Annotated in this window: 11 protein-coding genes and 1 pseudogene; 11 read left to right on the top strand and 1 reads right to left on the bottom strand. The window is 49.4% G+C overall.

Annotation, left to right across the window (positions count from 1 at the left end; all coding sequences use genetic code 11):
- Positions 1 to 114 precede the first annotated feature (114 nt).
- The 11 genes and pseudogenes from pgsA to NSU01_RS20475 form a co-directional block, all read left to right on the top strand.
- Positions 115 to 702 (top strand): CDP-diacylglycerol--glycerol-3-phosphate 3-phosphatidyltransferase, encoded by a 588-nt coding sequence (gene pgsA / locus NSU01_RS20525; protein ID WP_039294770.1) that lies wholly within the window; start codon positions 115 to 117, stop codon positions 700 to 702.
- Between the two features lie 64 nt (positions 703 to 766).
- Positions 767 to 2,056: a competence/damage-inducible protein A gene (locus NSU01_RS20520; RefSeq protein ID WP_042138077.1), complete on the top strand. Its 1,290-nt coding sequence runs from the start codon at positions 767 to 769 to the stop codon at positions 2,054 to 2,056.
- A 285-nt stretch (positions 2,057 to 2,341) separates the two neighbouring features.
- Complete coding sequence (gene recA, locus NSU01_RS20515) at positions 2,342 to 3,406, top strand: recombinase RecA (RefSeq protein ID WP_042138075.1); 1,065 nt, start codon at positions 2,342 to 2,344, stop codon at positions 3,404 to 3,406.
- A gap of 134 nt (positions 3,407 to 3,540) precedes the next feature.
- Positions 3,541 to 4,275 (top strand): RecX family transcriptional regulator, encoded by a 735-nt coding sequence (locus NSU01_RS20510; RefSeq protein WP_076246899.1) that lies wholly within the window; start codon positions 3,541 to 3,543, stop codon positions 4,273 to 4,275.
- 308 nt (positions 4,276 to 4,583) lie between these two features.
- Positions 4,584 to 6,125, top strand: a complete 1,542-nt coding sequence (gene rny, locus NSU01_RS20505) for a ribonuclease Y (RefSeq protein ID WP_039294762.1) — start codon at positions 4,584 to 4,586, stop codon at positions 6,123 to 6,125.
- A 262-nt stretch (positions 6,126 to 6,387) separates the two neighbouring features.
- Positions 6,388 to 7,182, top strand: a complete 795-nt coding sequence (locus NSU01_RS20500) for a TIGR00282 family metallophosphoesterase (protein ID WP_039294761.1) — start codon at positions 6,388 to 6,390, stop codon at positions 7,180 to 7,182.
- A gap of 202 nt (positions 7,183 to 7,384) precedes the next feature.
- Positions 7,385 to 7,645 (top strand): stage V sporulation protein S, encoded by a 261-nt coding sequence (locus tag NSU01_RS20495; RefSeq protein ID WP_019910496.1) that lies wholly within the window; start codon positions 7,385 to 7,387, stop codon positions 7,643 to 7,645.
- Positions 7,646 to 7,866: 221 nt separating this feature from the next.
- Positions 7,867 to 8,856 (top strand): membrane dipeptidase, encoded by a 990-nt coding sequence (locus NSU01_RS20490; protein WP_042138073.1) that lies wholly within the window; start codon positions 7,867 to 7,869, stop codon positions 8,854 to 8,856.
- Positions 8,857 to 9,010: 154 nt separating this feature from the next.
- Positions 9,011 to 9,583 (top strand): phosphate propanoyltransferase, encoded by a 573-nt coding sequence (locus NSU01_RS20485; RefSeq protein ID WP_039294751.1) that lies wholly within the window; start codon positions 9,011 to 9,013, stop codon positions 9,581 to 9,583.
- A 195-nt stretch (positions 9,584 to 9,778) separates the two neighbouring features.
- Positions 9,779 to 12,727: an EAL domain-containing protein gene (locus tag NSU01_RS20480; protein WP_052421918.1), complete on the top strand. Its 2,949-nt coding sequence runs from the start codon at positions 9,779 to 9,781 to the stop codon at positions 12,725 to 12,727.
- A gap of 173 nt (positions 12,728 to 12,900) precedes the next feature.
- Positions 12,901 to 14,043, top strand: a pseudogene (locus tag NSU01_RS20475) (DEAD/DEAH box helicase); the annotation flags it as partial.
- Positions 14,044 to 15,032: 989 nt separating this feature from the next.
- Here the strand turns inward: NSU01_RS20475 and dapA are convergent.
- On the bottom strand, positions 15,033 to 15,908 hold the full coding sequence (dapA, locus tag NSU01_RS20470) for a 4-hydroxy-tetrahydrodipicolinate synthase (protein ID WP_042138071.1): 876 nt from the start codon (positions 15,906 to 15,908) through the stop codon (positions 15,033 to 15,035).
- Positions 15,909 to 16,007 lie beyond the last annotated feature (99 nt).

The raw sequence follows: 16,007 nt of genomic DNA, 5'->3' as shown, positions 1-16,007 counted from the left end.
GCGGGGTATTTTATGTTTTTTTGACACTTATTTATGGCTATAATATACTAGCTAAAGCAGTTTTGAAGAAAATTGTGGAATATCGGATTCGTATGGATCAGGGGAGGAACTTCAGTGAATTTGCCCAACCGCATCACGCTAGCACGTATTTGTCTTATCCCGATTATGATGTTTTTTCTGCTGGTGGATTTCAGCTTCTATCCGGAACCGATACATTGGGGCTCATTTCAGCTTTCAATTAATCATTTGATTGCAGCTGTTATTTTCCTGCTTGCCGCCAGTACAGATGGAATAGACGGGTACATAGCCAGAAAGTATAACATGGTCACCAATCTCGGCAAACTGCTGGACCCGCTTGCAGACAAGCTGCTGGTCTCTGCAGTATTGATCTCGCTGGTTGAGCTGGGAAGATGTGATTCCTGGATTGCCATTGTCATCATCAGCCGTGAATTTGCCGTGACCGGCCTGCGCCAGGTGGCATTGCTTGAAGGTAAAGTAGTGGCCGCGAGCAAATGGGGCAAGATAAAGACAGTCACTCAGATTGTCGCGATTTCGCTGCTTCTGCTTAACAATTTCCCGTTCCAGTTCGTCAGCATCCCGGTGGATGATATTGCGATTTGGGCTGCAGCGATTATCACCATCTATTCGGGTATTGATTATTTCGTGAAGAACAAGGACTTGCTGCAGCTTCATAATGCCTGAAGTTTGCTAAGCTGCTTGATTTTTGTTTTGCATCATTTCTACAATCAGGAGGAGAACGCCAGCTATGAAAGCGGAAATTATTGCCGTTGGAACAGAACTTTTGCTTGGACAGATAGTAAACAGCAATGCCCAGTTTCTTTCAATAGAGCTGGCTGCGTTAGGGATTGATGTATATTTTCAGACCGTAGTCGGGGACAACAAGAACCGTCTTCTGGAAGCAATTGAGATTGCACGGAACCGTGCGGATATTATATTGTTCACCGGCGGAATCGGACCGACGGAGGATGATCTGACCAAAGATGCACTTGCTGCGGCGCTTGGCCGTACCCTTCATATCGACCAGCTTGCTATGGATCATGTGCAGCGCTTCTTCGATGACCGCAAGATTGTCATGACCGAGAATAACCGCAAGCAGGCGCTGGTGATTGAAGGAACGACACCGTTGTCTAATGAAATCGGACTTGCGGTAGGTATTGCTTTTGCAGAAGATAACAAGTATTACATCGTACTGCCGGGTCCTCCCCGGGAGATGAAGCCGATGTTCACAGATAAAGCCAAGCCTTGGCTGCAGCAGCATGCACTTACCAGCGAAATGCCGATTTACTCCAAGATGCTTAAGTTTGCAGGCATTGGCGAATCACTGCTGGAGGACAAGCTGATTGACCTGATCCGCGGCCAGAGCGATCCTACGATTGCTCCTTACGCCAAGGAAGGCGAAGTGACAGTGCGTATTTCCACCAAAGCTCCGTCTGAGCGTGAGGCTATGGTTAAGCTTGATGTGCTGGAGAAGAAGATTGCCGATATTCTGCCGGAGAATCTGTATGCCAATATTGATGTGCCGCTTGAACAGCTGATTGTCGACTGGATGGCGGATGCAGGCCTGACGCTTAGTGCTGCTGAGAGCTGCACGGGCGGACTGCTGATGGAGAGCATTACGAACATCCCGGGCAGTGCATCCATGTTCGCCGGTGGAATCGTCTGTTATTCGAACGATTTGAAGAAGAAGCTGCTGAATGTGCCTGCAGCTATGCTGGAGGGGCCTGACGCACCCGGTGCGGTCAGCCGTGAGGTAGCCGAAGTGCTGGCAGAGCAGGTGCGGATGATCGGGGATAGTGACTTTGGCTTGTCTGTTACGGGTGTAGCCGGGCCGGGATATTCTGAACGGAAGCCTGTGGGGCTGGTATTCGTCGGACTGGCCGAACGCGGCCGGAAGACGGAGGTATACGAGCTGAATCTCAAGGGAACCCGCGAGAATATCCGCCTGCGTACAGTCAAGGCTTTGCTGTACCGCCTCTGGCGCCGGCTGGAGGAACGCAAAGTGGCTACCCCGCTTGAAGGATCGGCCTTGCAATAATCAACCGGGCCGGTATATAATTTGTTCATACGGAAGAACCGTGGCATAGAAATTCTCTGCTGCGGTTCTTTGTTTATATTCCCCGCTGGCGTGACCTCTATGATCCACCGCGTGAGACCTTTTGAGGATTAAGCCCTGTGTGTCTATCATCCGGAAGGAGGCTTACAATAAAAGGGAGTATTAACCCGGGAGACAAAAAAAACGAATGTATGTTCGAAAAAAAGCTTGGCAAGACCTCCAAAACACGTTATTATAATACTATAAACAGTGAAGGAAGTGGTCTGATTGTCAGATCGTCGTGCAGCGCTTGATATGGCGCTTCGTCAAATAGAAAAACAATTCGGTAAAGGTTCGATCATGAAACTGGGAGAATCCACTCACATGAAAGTGGAAGTTGTACCTAGCGGATCTTTGGCACTTGATATTGCACTAGGTATTGGCGGACTTCCCAAAGGACGCATTATTGAAGTATACGGACCGGAATCATCCGGTAAGACGACCGTTGCACTTCATGCTATCGCAGAAGTACAGAAGCTTGGCGGACAAGCTGCTTTCATCGATGCGGAGCATGCTCTTGACCCTAAGTATGCGAATGCGCTTGGCGTTAACATTGATGAATTGCTGCTATCCCAGCCGGATACGGGCGAACAGGCACTGGAAATTGCTGAAGCTCTCGTTCGCAGTGGAGCTGTAGACATCATCGTTGTGGACTCCGTTGCAGCATTGGTACCGAAGGCCGAAATTGAAGGCGACATGGGAGATTCCCACGTAGGTTTGCAGGCCCGTCTGATGTCCCAGGCATTGCGTAAGCTTTCGGGTGCCATTAACAAATCCAACACGATTGCCATCTTCATTAACCAGCTTCGTGAGAAGATCGGAGTTATGTTCGGTAACCCTGAGACCACTCCGGGTGGACGCGCTCTGAAATTCTACTCCTCCGTTCGTCTCGATGTACGCCGGGTAGAGAGCATTAAGATGGGGAACGATGTTGTGGGTAACCGCACCAAGATCAAAGTTGTGAAGAACAAGGTAGCGCCTCCGTTTAAGCAAGCGGATGTGGATATCATGTACGGCGAAGGGATTTCCAGAGAGGGAAGCCTTGTGGATATCGGTACTGAGATGGATATCGTCAACAAGAGCGGCGCCTGGTATTCTTATGAGGGCGAGCGTCTTGGCCAAGGCCGTGAGAACTCTAAGCAGTTCCTGAAAGAACATCAGGATATTGCTCTGTTGATTGAGAATAAGATCCGCGAAGCAAGTAACTTATCTACTCTGGTAGCTGCACCAACAGAAGCTGATGTGGTTGCAGAGCAAGAGGAAGAAGAGAAATTGCTGCTTGAGATTGAATAATGTAAGCTCCAGGTCCTTAGCAATTTAATTTTAATAATGAAGATAAGATATAAGGCGCCCTGTGATGAATGAGCAGGGCGCTTTTTCGTAAATTAAACAGGCATTATGTCTATGTTAACGAGGTGAGTGACAGTATGGTGATACAATTGGATTCTGAGCCGGATGAACAGGATGTACAGATTCTGGCCGATTTTCCCGAAGATGAGGAACTGGTAATTACGCGTGTAGAGCGTCTGAAGAAGTCGAACTACCGTTATTTGATTCATTTCGGTGCCTATAACGTGACTGTTCATGAAGATGTCATGATTAAATACCGGATGATTTCCGGAAGCTCGTTTGTGAAGGCGGATCTGGAGGAAATTGTTGCTGCCGATGAACGCCAGCGGGCCTATGTAGAAGGTCTGAAATACCTGGAACGCAAGCCCAGAACGGCACAGGAAATGGCCCGCCGTTTACGGGAGAAGGAAATAGGGGAGACTGTTATTGCCGAAGTTCTGCTGCGGCTGCAGGAGGAGCGGCTTCTGGATGACCCCCTGTATGCCAAGCAGTGGGCGGAACAGCGCATAACGAACCAGCGTAAGGGCAAAATGTGGATCCGCCAGGAGCTTCGCGAGAAGGGGATTGATAAATCGCTGATCTCTGAAGCACTGGATCAGATCACCCCTGAGCAGGAAATGGAGAGCGCACTGCAGACCGGGCGGAAGAAATGGAATTTGCTCCGGGGAGATATAAATGAGAAGCGGCGCAAGACGGGAGCCTTTCTGATGCGCAGAGGATTCTCCGGTGAAATGGTACGCCAGGTGATCCAGATTCTACGTGCGGAAGAGGATTCTGCGGGGGAAGAAGAGGAGATTTTCGATCTGGATTGATTCTCTTGACTTTAATGCGTTTATCGACTCTCTTGACAATGTCTTTTTATAAATAATAAAATATAACATGAATCGGCATAAACTAAGAATCCTTTTTCCTTCCCAAAAAGCAGACTCTTATGATCCGGTTCGCGTACAACTCATATGAAATGTAATCGCCGGATAAGGCGGGCAGTGTGCATGTGCAGCATGTGCAGTATGGCAATCGGTGTATTACCGGTTTTTTGTATGGTGATGAACGGATAGTTTAACAACTGCACAAATACCCAAGGGTAAGCCTTGGAGGATATCAACGAGGAGGTGAACAGATGGAAACAGTGATCTGGGTCATTATCGTTCTCGTTGTAGCTGCAGCATTCTTTGGATTCGGTTATTTTATTCGTAAATCCCTTGCAGAAGCTAAGATTTCAAGCGCAGAGAAAGAAGCCGTAGTCATCGTGGAGAACGCGAAGAAAGAGGCGGAGGCGCTGAAGAAGGAAACGGTACTCGAGGCTAAGGACGAAGTTCATAGAATCCGTACCGAAGCTGAGAAAGAAACTCGTGAACGTCGGAATGAAATCCAACGGCAAGAGAGACGTTTGCTGCAAAAGGAAGAATCGCTGGATAAAAAAATGGAATCGCTTGAACGAAAAGAAGAACAAGTAGCTAACAAAGAGAAACGAATTGATGAAACCCAACAGCAGATTGATGTTATTTACAAGAATCAGGTTACTGAGCTGGAACGTATCTCCAATCTGAGCATCGATGATGCCAGAAGTATCATTCTCAGCAATGTTGAACAGGAAGTTCGCCATGAAACTGCTCAGATGATTAAGGAAATAGAACAGCAGGCCAAGGAAGAAGCGGACAAGAAAGCCCGCGAGATTATTACACTGGCTATTCAACGCTGTGCAGCTGATCATGTGGCAGAAACCACGGTTTCTGTTGTTACATTGCCGAATGAAGAGATGAAAGGCCGGATTATTGGCCGCGAAGGCCGTAACATCCGCGCCCTGGAAACTCTTACGGGGATTGATCTTATTATTGATGATACGCCGGAAGCGGTTATACTGTCAGGATTTGATCCGATCCGCCGTGAGGTGGCCCGTACAGCACTTGAGAAACTGGTGGCTGATGGACGTATCCATCCGGCACGGATTGAAGAAATGGTGGAGAAATCCCGTAAAGAAGTGGATGAGCGGATTCGTGAATACGGTGAACAAGCTACCTTCGAGGTTGGCGTTCATGGTCTGCATCCGGATCTGATCAAAATTCTGGGCCGTCTGAAATTCCGTACGAGCTACGGTCAAAACGTACTTAAGCACTCCATGGAGGTTGCTTATTTGACTGGACTTATGGCCGGTGAGCTTGGGGAAGACATCGTGCTTGCAAAACGTGCCGGACTGCTGCATGATATCGGCAAAGCGCTTGATCATGAAGTAGAAGGCTCGCATGTTGAAATCGGCGTCGAATTGGCGAAGAAGTACAAAGAACATCCGGTGGTTATCAACAGTATCGCATCCCATCATGGAGATGTCGAAGCTACCTCGGTGATTGCTATGCTGGTCGGAGCTGCTGATGCATTGTCAGCTGCACGTCCCGGCGCACGCCGCGAAACCCTGGAAACGTACATCAAACGTCTGGAGAAGCTGGAGGAGATCTCCGAGTCCTTCGAAGGCGTTGAGAAATCCTATGCTATACAAGCAGGCCGCGAGGTCCGCGTAATGGTACAGCCTGAGAAGATTGATGATGCGGAAGCTTTCCGTCTGGCCCGTGACATTACGAAGATGATTGAGAGTGAGCTGGATTATCCGGGTCATATCAAGGTTACCGTTATTCGTGAGACACGTGCTGTAGAATACGCTAAATAAGCAAGGAAATCGGCCCCCCTGCGGGGCCTTTTTTCTTGCATACCGCTAGCGGCCGCATGAGCTGAATCATAGTCAGACGGGTAAGCCCTGAGTTTGGAACCATGCAGAATCGGTGAAATTAAACTTATAAATAAGTTTTGTACGAAGAGTATTCTCAAAAGCTGATGCTTACAAAACTTAAGAGTATGCTTTCGATGCGAGTTTTGTACGAAGTAAAATTCCAAGAAGCTGATGCTTACAAAACTTTTAGGAGGAGAAAATCATTAAAGTTTTATTTATCGGTGACATCGTTGGCAATACGGGCAGAAAGGCACTGCGTGAAATGCTGCCATCTCTGAAAAGTAAATATCAGCCGCATATTATTATTGCCAATGGTGAGAATGCAGCAGCCGGAAGAGGGATCACAGCGGCTATAGCCAATGAATTTTTCAACTGGGGTGTGCACGGGATTACGATGGGCAATCACACCTGGGACAACAAGGATATCTTTGAGTTCATTGATGACGAGCCGCGGATCATCCGTCCGGCTAATTTTCCTCCGGGGACTCCGGGCAGAGGGTACACTGTGGTTAAAGGCAACGGCAAACAGCTGGCAATTGTGAACCTGCAGGGCCGCACCTTCCTTCCGGCGATTGATGATCCTTTCCGCATTGGCGAGGAGATTGTGGAAGAGCTGCGCAGAGAGCATAAATGTATTCTGGTTGATTTCCATGCTGAAGCCACCTCCGAAAAAATAGCAATGGGCTATTTCATGGATGGCCTCGCCTCGATCGTTGTAGGCACGCACACTCATGTACAGAGCAATGACGATGTGATCCTGCCTGGAGGCACGGCTTATTTGACAGATGCGGGCATGGTTGGTTCAAGAGAAGGAATTCTGGGTATGGAAAAGGATGCGATCATCTATAAATTTACAACTCAGCTTCCCTCCCGGTTTGTAGTCGACGAAGGCAAATGGCAGCTGCACGGTTTATTTGCAGAACTTGATGAAGCTACGGGTAAGGCGACACGACTGGAGAAGATCCGGCTGCGTGAAGATGAATGGGTGATGAGCTAGAGGATTTACAAAGAATCAGGGTTTTCGGGAAAAGTCGCTTGTTTTGGGTGAAGTGTGATATTTATTATATCGAAAAAGAGTATCTTTTGAACTAATTTCTCCAGAGAGGTCCGCAAAAAGAAGGAATTAAATCTTCTCTCGCGAATAACATCTACTGTAGTGGAAGAAGAACACCATCATTTTCCCAGGGGAGGTACTTACTATGGATGTATTAAAAGTATCAGCTAAATCCAATCCAAATTCCGTTGCTGGCGCACTAGCAGGTGTTCTTCGCGAACGTGGATCGGCCGAGCTACAAGCTATTGGAGCAGGAGCACTGAACCAGGCAGTCAAAGCAGTTGCCATCGCCCGGGGATTTGTCGCACCTAGCGGAGTCGACTTGATCTGTATCCCGGCTTTTACGGATATAGTGATTGATGGGGAAGACCGGACGGCGATCAAACTTATTGTTGAACCCAGATAATTATATGACCTTTTTAGATTGAGCCTGTTTACATTGTAAACAGGTTTTTGTATTTTTGGGGTGCCCCACTTTGTGGGGTTATTTTGATATATAAGAATGTATATGCTTCGTAGCCGCTTCCACTTACTGTCCCGTCTCATCCCTGATGCTGTGGCATACACTTATAAATAAGAGATTCCACCGTTATTCAGTTCTACAAGAGAAGGGAGACGATCTTTACAGTGAGTGTCAAGAAGCTGAGAGTGGCGGATTTCCACTGCGATGCCTTAAGCAAGCTGCAGGCCAGTCCGGAGATAGATTTCAAGAATGACCCCCGTCTGGACGTGACAGCAGAGCGGCTGGTGGAGGGGAATGTCGAACTTCAGGTTTTTGCGGTTTATTTGTCGGCGGACCGCGGGAGAGCGAAGTTTGAGGATGTTCTCGGGCAAATTGAATTATTCCGGCAGAAGGTAGTTGGCCCAGGGGGCCTTCAGTGGCTCCGCTGGAAGGAAGAGGCAGATGAACAGATACTTACAGCCCCTGCCTTCGGGATGCTCTCTTTGGAGGGCGTGGACGGTCTGGAGGGCAATCTGTTCTATGCACAGCTGTGCTTTGAGCTGGGAGTGCGTTTCCTGGGGGTAACCTGGAACTACGCCAACTGGGCTGCGGATGGTGTGCTGGAGCAGCGCAACGGCGGTTTCACGGAGAAGGGGAGGAAGCTGATCGAGTGGTGCAACGGAAGCGGTATGCTGCTGGATGTGTCCCATCTGGCACCGGCAGGCTTCTGGGAGCTGGCGGAACGCAGTAAACGCCCGTTCATAGCTTCACATTCCAATAGCGCGGCCATCTGCGGCCATCCCCGCAATTTGAGTGACGGGCAGATTCAGGCGCTGATTGCGGTGGACGGGCGGATGGGATTAACCTTTGTCCCCTGGTTTGTACGTGACGGGGGAGGGGCGAAGATTGATGATATGCGGAGGCATATTGAACATGTCTGCGCGCTGGGAGGCTCGAAGCAGCTGATGTTCGGCTCAGATTTTGACGGCATTGAGATGTGGGTCGAGGGCCTTGAGCATCCGGGCAAATATGCGGAGTTTACTGACTTGCTGCTGAGGTACTATCCCGAGGATGAGGTGAAAGGCTGGTTGTGCGGGAATGCGCTGACTTACCTAAGAACGCATCTGCCTTCTTCTGCGGGAGTGAATCCGCTGTCCCCACCAGAGGGATTATAAAATGGCAAAACTATGACAATCCGTTTCTCGGATCGTAAAATGTCGAAAAAAAGGCGCTCATTGTGATGAGGGTCTTTTTTTTTAAGGGTAATAAGATGTATAATGTTCAGTGGCTTGTACAGATACTAGAGAAAATACAAGGAGTGACTTAAAAATGAGCAAGACTGTATCCGTAGGTGTGTCGGCCCGACATATTCACCTTACGCAGGAGCATGTGGAAGCATTGTTTGGCGCAGGTTATCAATTGACTGAGTTCAAACCCCTTTCCCAACCAGGACAATTCGCAGCAAATGAGCAAGTAGCAGTAATCGGTACCAAAGGTAAGTTCGACAAAGTGAGAATTCTCGGCCCGGCCCGTCCGGCTTCCCAGCTGGAAGTATCGCGCACAGACGCATTCAGCCTCGGCGTGAAGGCACCTGTACGTGAATCCGGCCATATTGAAGGAACACCAGGCATTACTATCAAAGGTCCAGCCGGTGAAGTTGAACTGGAGACAGGTGTCATTGTGGCAGCCCGTCACATCCACTTCCACACTTCTGAAGCAGAAGCTTGGGGCATTGCCGACAAGCAGCTCCTGAAGGTACGCCTTGGCGGCGAACGCGGCCTGGTGCTGGAGAACGTAATCGCCCGTGTATCCGACAATTTCAAGCTTGATATGCATATCGACACCGACGAAGCTAACGCTGCAGGTGCCAATAACGGCGATACTGCTGAAATCGTAGATTAGTCTTATAATATTATTGCAAGGCAACGGGCAGGGGAGAAATCCTCTGCTTTTTTTGTGCTTTTGTCGAATAAAGGGTTTTCGTTGTTGTTGTGGAATAAGAGTAGCATCTGGGAAAATATTCTTGTATGTACCAAAAGCCGGTATCTGGTGTTCAGCGGGTGGTTGCCAAAATGCATTCAGAAAGAAGGCGGAGCAATGAACCAGAAGGAATCGAGTTCAACTTCAACCGATGAGGCAGCAGCCGGAACAGTGGTGTTATCGGAATTTATGGCGGAAAGAAACAAGCGGTTTGAATTAGCACAGGTACTGGCAAATGTGGGGTACTGGGAATATGACCGGATTTTGCAAAAAATAACGTGGTCGAAACATATGTATGCGATTTATGGTCAGGCGCTGTCTTCCGGAGTGGATTTAGATAATGTATTTGCCAGGGTCCATGAGGAGGATGCAGGGCGGGTAAAATTGGCTTTCTCTAATTCCCTGGAGTCCATGCAGTCCTATCAAATAGAATATAGAATTATCCGCCCGGACGGAGAGGTCCGTTATGTCGCTGAAAGTGCGCGGTTTTGGGACAACGAGGCGATTGGGACTGTTCAGGATATCACGGAAAAGACAGCTTTGCAGCTTCAACTGATTGAAGAAGGCCAATACTACAAATCACTGTTTGAAAATAATACGGATGCGGTATATTCCAGCAATCTTGAAGGTATGATTCTGTCCTGCAATGCAGCTATGAACGGACTGTTTGGATATACCGAGGGCGAGCTGGTCCATGCCAGCTTTGAACGCCTGATTGATCCGGAGCAGGTCAGCCTCTCCAGAAAGGTTATTGCAGAAGTGATAAATACCGTAAGCCCGCGAAGCTATGAGCTGACAGCCAGGCATAAGGATGGCACGGCTATTGATATTTTTGTAACGAATATTCCTGTAATGATTGCTAATGAGCTGGTGGGTATCTATGGCATAGCCAAAAATGTAACAGAACAAAAGTCCATGGAGCGGCATCTGCTGGAAGCGGAGGCTAAATACCGGAGTATAGTGGAGCAGTCGATAGTAGGTGTTTTTATTGTTCAAAATGGAATATATATCTATGCTAATCCTCATCTTGAACGAATGCTGGGGAACGTTAATTTGATGGGACGGCAGGTATTGGATTCCATCTACCCGGGGGACCGCGATACGGTATCCACCAAGATGCTGGGTTTAACGGAAGGGCAATTTAACCGCACTATGATACATAGAGCCGTCAAGCCGGATGGCAGCCTTATTTATTGTGAAGTACATTACACCCGGATATTACACATCAATGAGGATGCAATCGTTGGCACTGTCCTGGATATTACCGAGCGGAAGGAAACGGAGCAGGAAACAGAGTATTTGGCGTATCACGATTATCTGACGGGGCTTCCCAATCGGCGGATGTTTGAAGAGCAGCTGGATCAACAGTTAAGACTGGCATCATTTTATAATAAAAAGCTTGCGGTGCTCCTGATTGATCTGGATCGCTTTAAGGCCGTCAATGATATTCTGGGGCACACTATAGGTGACACATTGCTCAAACAGTTTGCCGTCAAACTGCAGGAAAGCCTTGAAAATGGATGGGTGGCGTACCGGTTAAGCGGGGATGAGTTCTGTATTATTCTGCCGGAAGTGGAGAGCCACCGTGAAGCGATTTTTCTGTCCGAGTCCATTATCAGCCGTACCAAGGAAGATTATTTAATAGCAGGCTTTGAGCTTAATATCACGCTGAGTATGGGGATCAGTATTTTCCCGGAGGATGGGGATTCGGTTGATAGGCTCCTGCTGAATGCAGATTCGGCTCTATATCATGCCAAGTCACAGGGGAGGGACCAGGCCCAGTGCTATTCCTCATCGCTGAACATTCAGTCTTTCAAAATATTCACCATGACCAATGATCTGCGCAAAGCCCTGGAGAAACAGGAGCTGTTCCTGCAATATATGCCGCGAGTGGATACGCAGACCCGGGAAATTCTCGGTGCCGAGGCGCTGATCCGCTGGAATCATCCGGACTGGGGGCTGGTGTCGCCGGCGGAGTTCGTCCCGATTGCAGAAGAGAGCGGACTTATAGTGCCTATCGGAGAATGGGTGCTCCGGGAAGCTTGCCGGCAGAACAAGCAATGGCAGGAGATGGGGCTGCCGCATATTACGGTATCTGTTAATTTCTCGGTGCAGCAGCTGTTCCAGCAGAATATTCTGCAGACGATTGATGAAATTCTCGCCGGGTCCGGGCTGGCTCCCGAATATCTGGAGATTGAAATCACGGAGAGCTCCTTCATGACCAATGAGAGGGAAGTCATTCAATTGCTGGAGGAGCTTAGAAAACGGAAGATTAAAGTTTCACTTGATGACTTTGGAACGGGGTATTCTTCTTTATATATGCTTAAGCGGTTAGCGCTGGATACGGTGAAAATTGACAAGGCCTTCGTGGAAGAAATTTTGACTGACCCTGTAAACCAAAGCATTATTGAGTGCATTCTGAATCTGGCCAAGGCGCTAAAAATGAATGTTGTAGCTGAGGGTGTGGAGACGGAGGCGCAATATGAGTATTTAAAGGAGCAGCAGTGTGATGAGATACAGGGTTATTATTTCAGCCGTCCGGTTGAACAGGAAGCCTTGGGAATGCTGCTTCGTGAGAAGTATATAGCCAACCCGAGGCCGGGAGTAACAGAAATCCCGCCAGTCAGTAACCGCCGGGAATACTTCCGCGTAGATTTAGCCAATCCGCTTGTTGCCGGAATGACGATAAGTACGTTTAAGGGCAGGGAGGTAGATCTCGGAAGTACCGAGGTATATCTGACCAATATCGGGCCGGGCGGATTGAAATTCGTGATGGGCTATAAGCTGCCGGTGAACGACAATATTCTGCTTAAGTTTGAAACCGAGATTCTGCATCAGCCAACCCATCTGTTGGGCAAAATTGCCTGGACCCACGAATTGGAGAATGGCGCGGTGTATGAGTACGGTGTCCAGTTTCAGATGGAGGAAAGTGAACGGCTCGGGCTGATCCGGAATCTGAATAACCTGGCGATCCAAATCCGTGAAGGCACGCCTGCGCATACCCGGATATTCCTGGGCGACCCGGTGAAAAGCATTAAAGAACAGCTGAAAAAAGTCCGGCTGTAACAGATAAATATCGGTTTGGAAGAGGAGCGATGAAAGTATCGCTTCTTTTTAATGGCTAAACGTGTTATCATTATGTGTTATGACTTTGACGAGCGCTATGTGGAGACGCCGCAGATGATATATACAGTGATTAATGGCTTGCTAATATATGTACTCAAAATTAAGGAGATAAAATGACATTTAACGATTTGAACTTGATTCCCCCGATTCTCAAGGCACTGAGCCTGGAAAACTATACATCCCCGACTCCAATTCAGGAGGAATCCATCCCTGCGGCCTTGGCCGGCAGAGATATTCTGGGCTGCGCCCAGACGGGTACCGGAAAAACCGCAGCTTTTTCATTGCCGATTATTCAGCTGCTCAGTCAGCAGCCGGCCAGAACCGGCGGAGCGAAACGTATCCGTTCCCTGATTCTGACTCCGACCAGAGAGCTAGCTCTGCAGATCTCCGAGAATATTCAGGCGTACAGCAAGTTCACAACGATCCGCTCGACAGCGATTGTCGGAGGGGTATCCCAGAAGGCCCAGGAACGGGCGCTTAGCCAGGGTGCAGATATTCTGATTGCTACACCGGGCAGACTGATCGATCTGATCAGCCAGAGACATGTGGATCTGCAGCATGTGCAGATCCTCGTGCTGGATGAAGCGGACCGCATGCTGGACATGGGCTTCATTCATGACGTGAAGCGGATTATTGCCAAGATGCCGGCCAAGAAGCAAACGCTGTTCTTCTCGGCAACGATGCCGGCAGAGATCTCCCAGCTGGTGAAGACATTGCTGGTGGACCCGGTGAAAATTGAGATTACTCCGGTATCTTCGACCGTAGACAGAATCGAGCAATCGATTTATTTGCTGGAGAACGGCAATAAGCAGAATCAGCTGAACCGTCTGCTGCAGGATCCTTCGATCGTGTCCGCGCTCGTCTTCACCCGCACCAAACGCGGAGCTGACCGGGTAACCCGCGATCTGACCCGGATCAATATTACCGCTCAGGCCATTCACGGCAACAAATCGCAGAATGACCGCCAGAATGCGCTGAGAAACTTCAAGAGCGGCGCGACACGTGTGCTGGTGGCTACAGATATCGCCGCCCGCGGGATTGATATTGATGAGCTGTCCCATGTCATCAACTTCAACCTGCCGAATATTCCGGAAACCTATGTTCACCGTATTGGCCGGACCGGCCGTGCGGGAATGAGCGGAGTTGCCATCTCGCTGTGCGAAGCTGAGGAAATTCCATACCTGAAGGATATCCAGAAGCTGATCGGCAAGGTGATTCCGGAAGTGAAGGATCATGCTTACCCGATGTCCAAGAGCAATCTGGCATTGCTGGCAGACCGTCCAGGCAAAGCACCGGCCAAACCGTCGCAGAAAGCCAAAACGAATCCGGCACGCAAGCCGAAATCGGAATGGTTCTCGCAAGGCAAGCAGGGCGGCGGTAACGGCGGAGCGAAAAGCGCATCGGGCAGTGGCTATGCGGGCAGCGGAGCGAAAAGCGCGTCGGGTAGTGGCTATGCGGGCAACGGAGCGAAAAGCGCGTCGGGCAGTAGCTATGCAGGCAGCGGGGCTGGCAGCAGCCGGCCTGCTGGCGAGTCCGGCAATAGAGCAGGCTCCGGCAGCCGGCCGGGCGAAAGATCTGCTGCCCGTCCAGGCGGCAACCAGAGCAGCAAGCCGGCTGGAGGCCAATACGGCCGTTCCAGCCAGTCCGGCAACAGACCTGGCAACCGTCCTGCGGCCAAAGCAGGCAGATCTCAATAACTTTTTGAGATGAATAATGTAAAGATAAACAGCAGCCTTCCCTTGGGAGGCTGCTTTATTTGATTTGAGGTAAAACCTTTGCGGATGCGCAATGTATTCGGTTTATCGTATACAATTGGTTCGTTTACCCTTGCGGATGCGTAATGTATTCGGTTTATCGCATACAATGGGTTCATTTAGCTTTACGGTGACGCAATGTATTCGGTTTATCGCATACAATTGGTTCGTTTACCTTTGCGAATGCGTAATGTATTCGGTTTATCGTATACAATGGGCTCGTTTACCTTTGCGGATGCGCAATGTACTCGGATTATCGCATACAATGGGTTCATTAACTCTACCGTTCGTGGTTTTCTGCATACTTTAGCCATATTCCCTTCACCCATTGCGTATTGAGAAACTGTAAGGAAGCGTCTCGTAAAACATTACTTACTCGTCAATCATTATTAGTAGAAGAGCACGCAAAAACCGCCGCTTTCCAGTCCCTGACTGAGAAGCGGCGGTTTCGCCGATGTTGCCTTTATTGTTACTATAATGAGCAGAAGAAGTTACCCGGCGAGATAAGCACCCAGCTCTTCGCGCAGCGCAGCGCTGATGGAGGTCATCGGCAGGCGGAGCGTGTCGGAGGAGATCTCGCCGCGTGCACTGAGCAGCCATTTGATCGGCGCCGGATTGGATTCCTTGAACAGCAGCTTCATCAGCGGCACGAGCTGATCAAAGGCAGCCCGGGCGGCCTCTACCTGGCCGGCTCTGTACTGCTCATAGATGCTGAGATAGGAGGCGGTATGTACATTGGCCGAGGCCAGCATGCCACCGGCAGCTCCGCAGCCCAGCATATCGAAGAAGTTCAAGTCATCGCCGCAGAGCACGGGCTTGGAGCCGTGGCGGGACAGCTCGGAGACCAGCACCGGAGAGCCGGAGCAGTCTTTTAACCCGACAACGTTGTTCATCTCCAGGATCGTACGGGCGGTGTCTACGGACATGCCGACTCCGGCGCGGCCGGGAATATCGTAGGCGATGATCGGAAGGCCGACCTCAGCTGCCTTGCGGAAATGGGCGATAATGCCTTCCTGCGAAGGACGGCTGTAATAAGGGACAACAACCAGTGCGGCATCGGCACCTGAGTTCGCAGCAAGCTCTGTGCGGGTGACAGTGGACATTGTATCATTGGTACCCGTGCCAACCACGAGCGGGATGGAAGTGTTCTTCAAAAGCTCACGTGATGCATCCACGAGTGTCTGCAATTCCTGTATGTTGACTGTCGGCGATTCTCCAGTGGTTCCATTAACGACCAGACCATGAATACTGTTCTTGATGATGTTGTTCACATACCGCTGATACGACTCCAGATCAATCTCGCCGGCGGCATGGAACGGGGTTACCACGGGAACATAGATTCCATAAATCTGTTCTTCTGTTAACATGAATATCGTCCTCCAAAATTGTAAAATCCTTTTATCCTACTGTACCATGGATTATTGCATCGTCGTTAGCTATAATAAATGATGAAGGTTATCAATAAT

The organism is Paenibacillus sp. FSL H8-0259 (assembly GCF_037963255.1).
Taxonomy (GTDB): Bacteria; Bacillota; Bacilli; order Paenibacillales; family Paenibacillaceae; genus Paenibacillus_AQ; species Paenibacillus_AQ phytohabitans.
The sequence above is the reverse complement of the archived record's forward strand: the minus strand, read 5'-3'. Positions and strand labels throughout refer to the sequence as shown.

Coding starts and splice junctions, on each gene's coding strand:
- dapA (WP_042138071.1), bottom strand. CDS start 15,908: ATGTTAACAGAAGAACAGATTTATGGAATCTATGTTCCCGTGGTAACC.
- NSU01_RS20520 (WP_042138077.1), top strand. CDS start 767: ATGAAAGCGGAAATTATTGCCGTTGGAACAGAACTTTTGCTTGGACAG.
- NSU01_RS20510 (WP_076246899.1), top strand. CDS start 3,541: ATGGTGATACAATTGGATTCTGAGCCGGATGAACAGGATGTACAGATT.
- rny (WP_039294762.1), top strand. CDS start 4,584: ATGGAAACAGTGATCTGGGTCATTATCGTTCTCGTTGTAGCTGCAGCA.
- NSU01_RS20495 (WP_019910496.1), top strand. CDS start 7,385: ATGGATGTATTAAAAGTATCAGCTAAATCCAATCCAAATTCCGTTGCT.
- NSU01_RS20480 (WP_052421918.1), top strand. CDS start 9,779: ATGAACCAGAAGGAATCGAGTTCAACTTCAACCGATGAGGCAGCAGCC.
- NSU01_RS20485 (WP_039294751.1), top strand. CDS start 9,011: ATGAGCAAGACTGTATCCGTAGGTGTGTCGGCCCGACATATTCACCTT.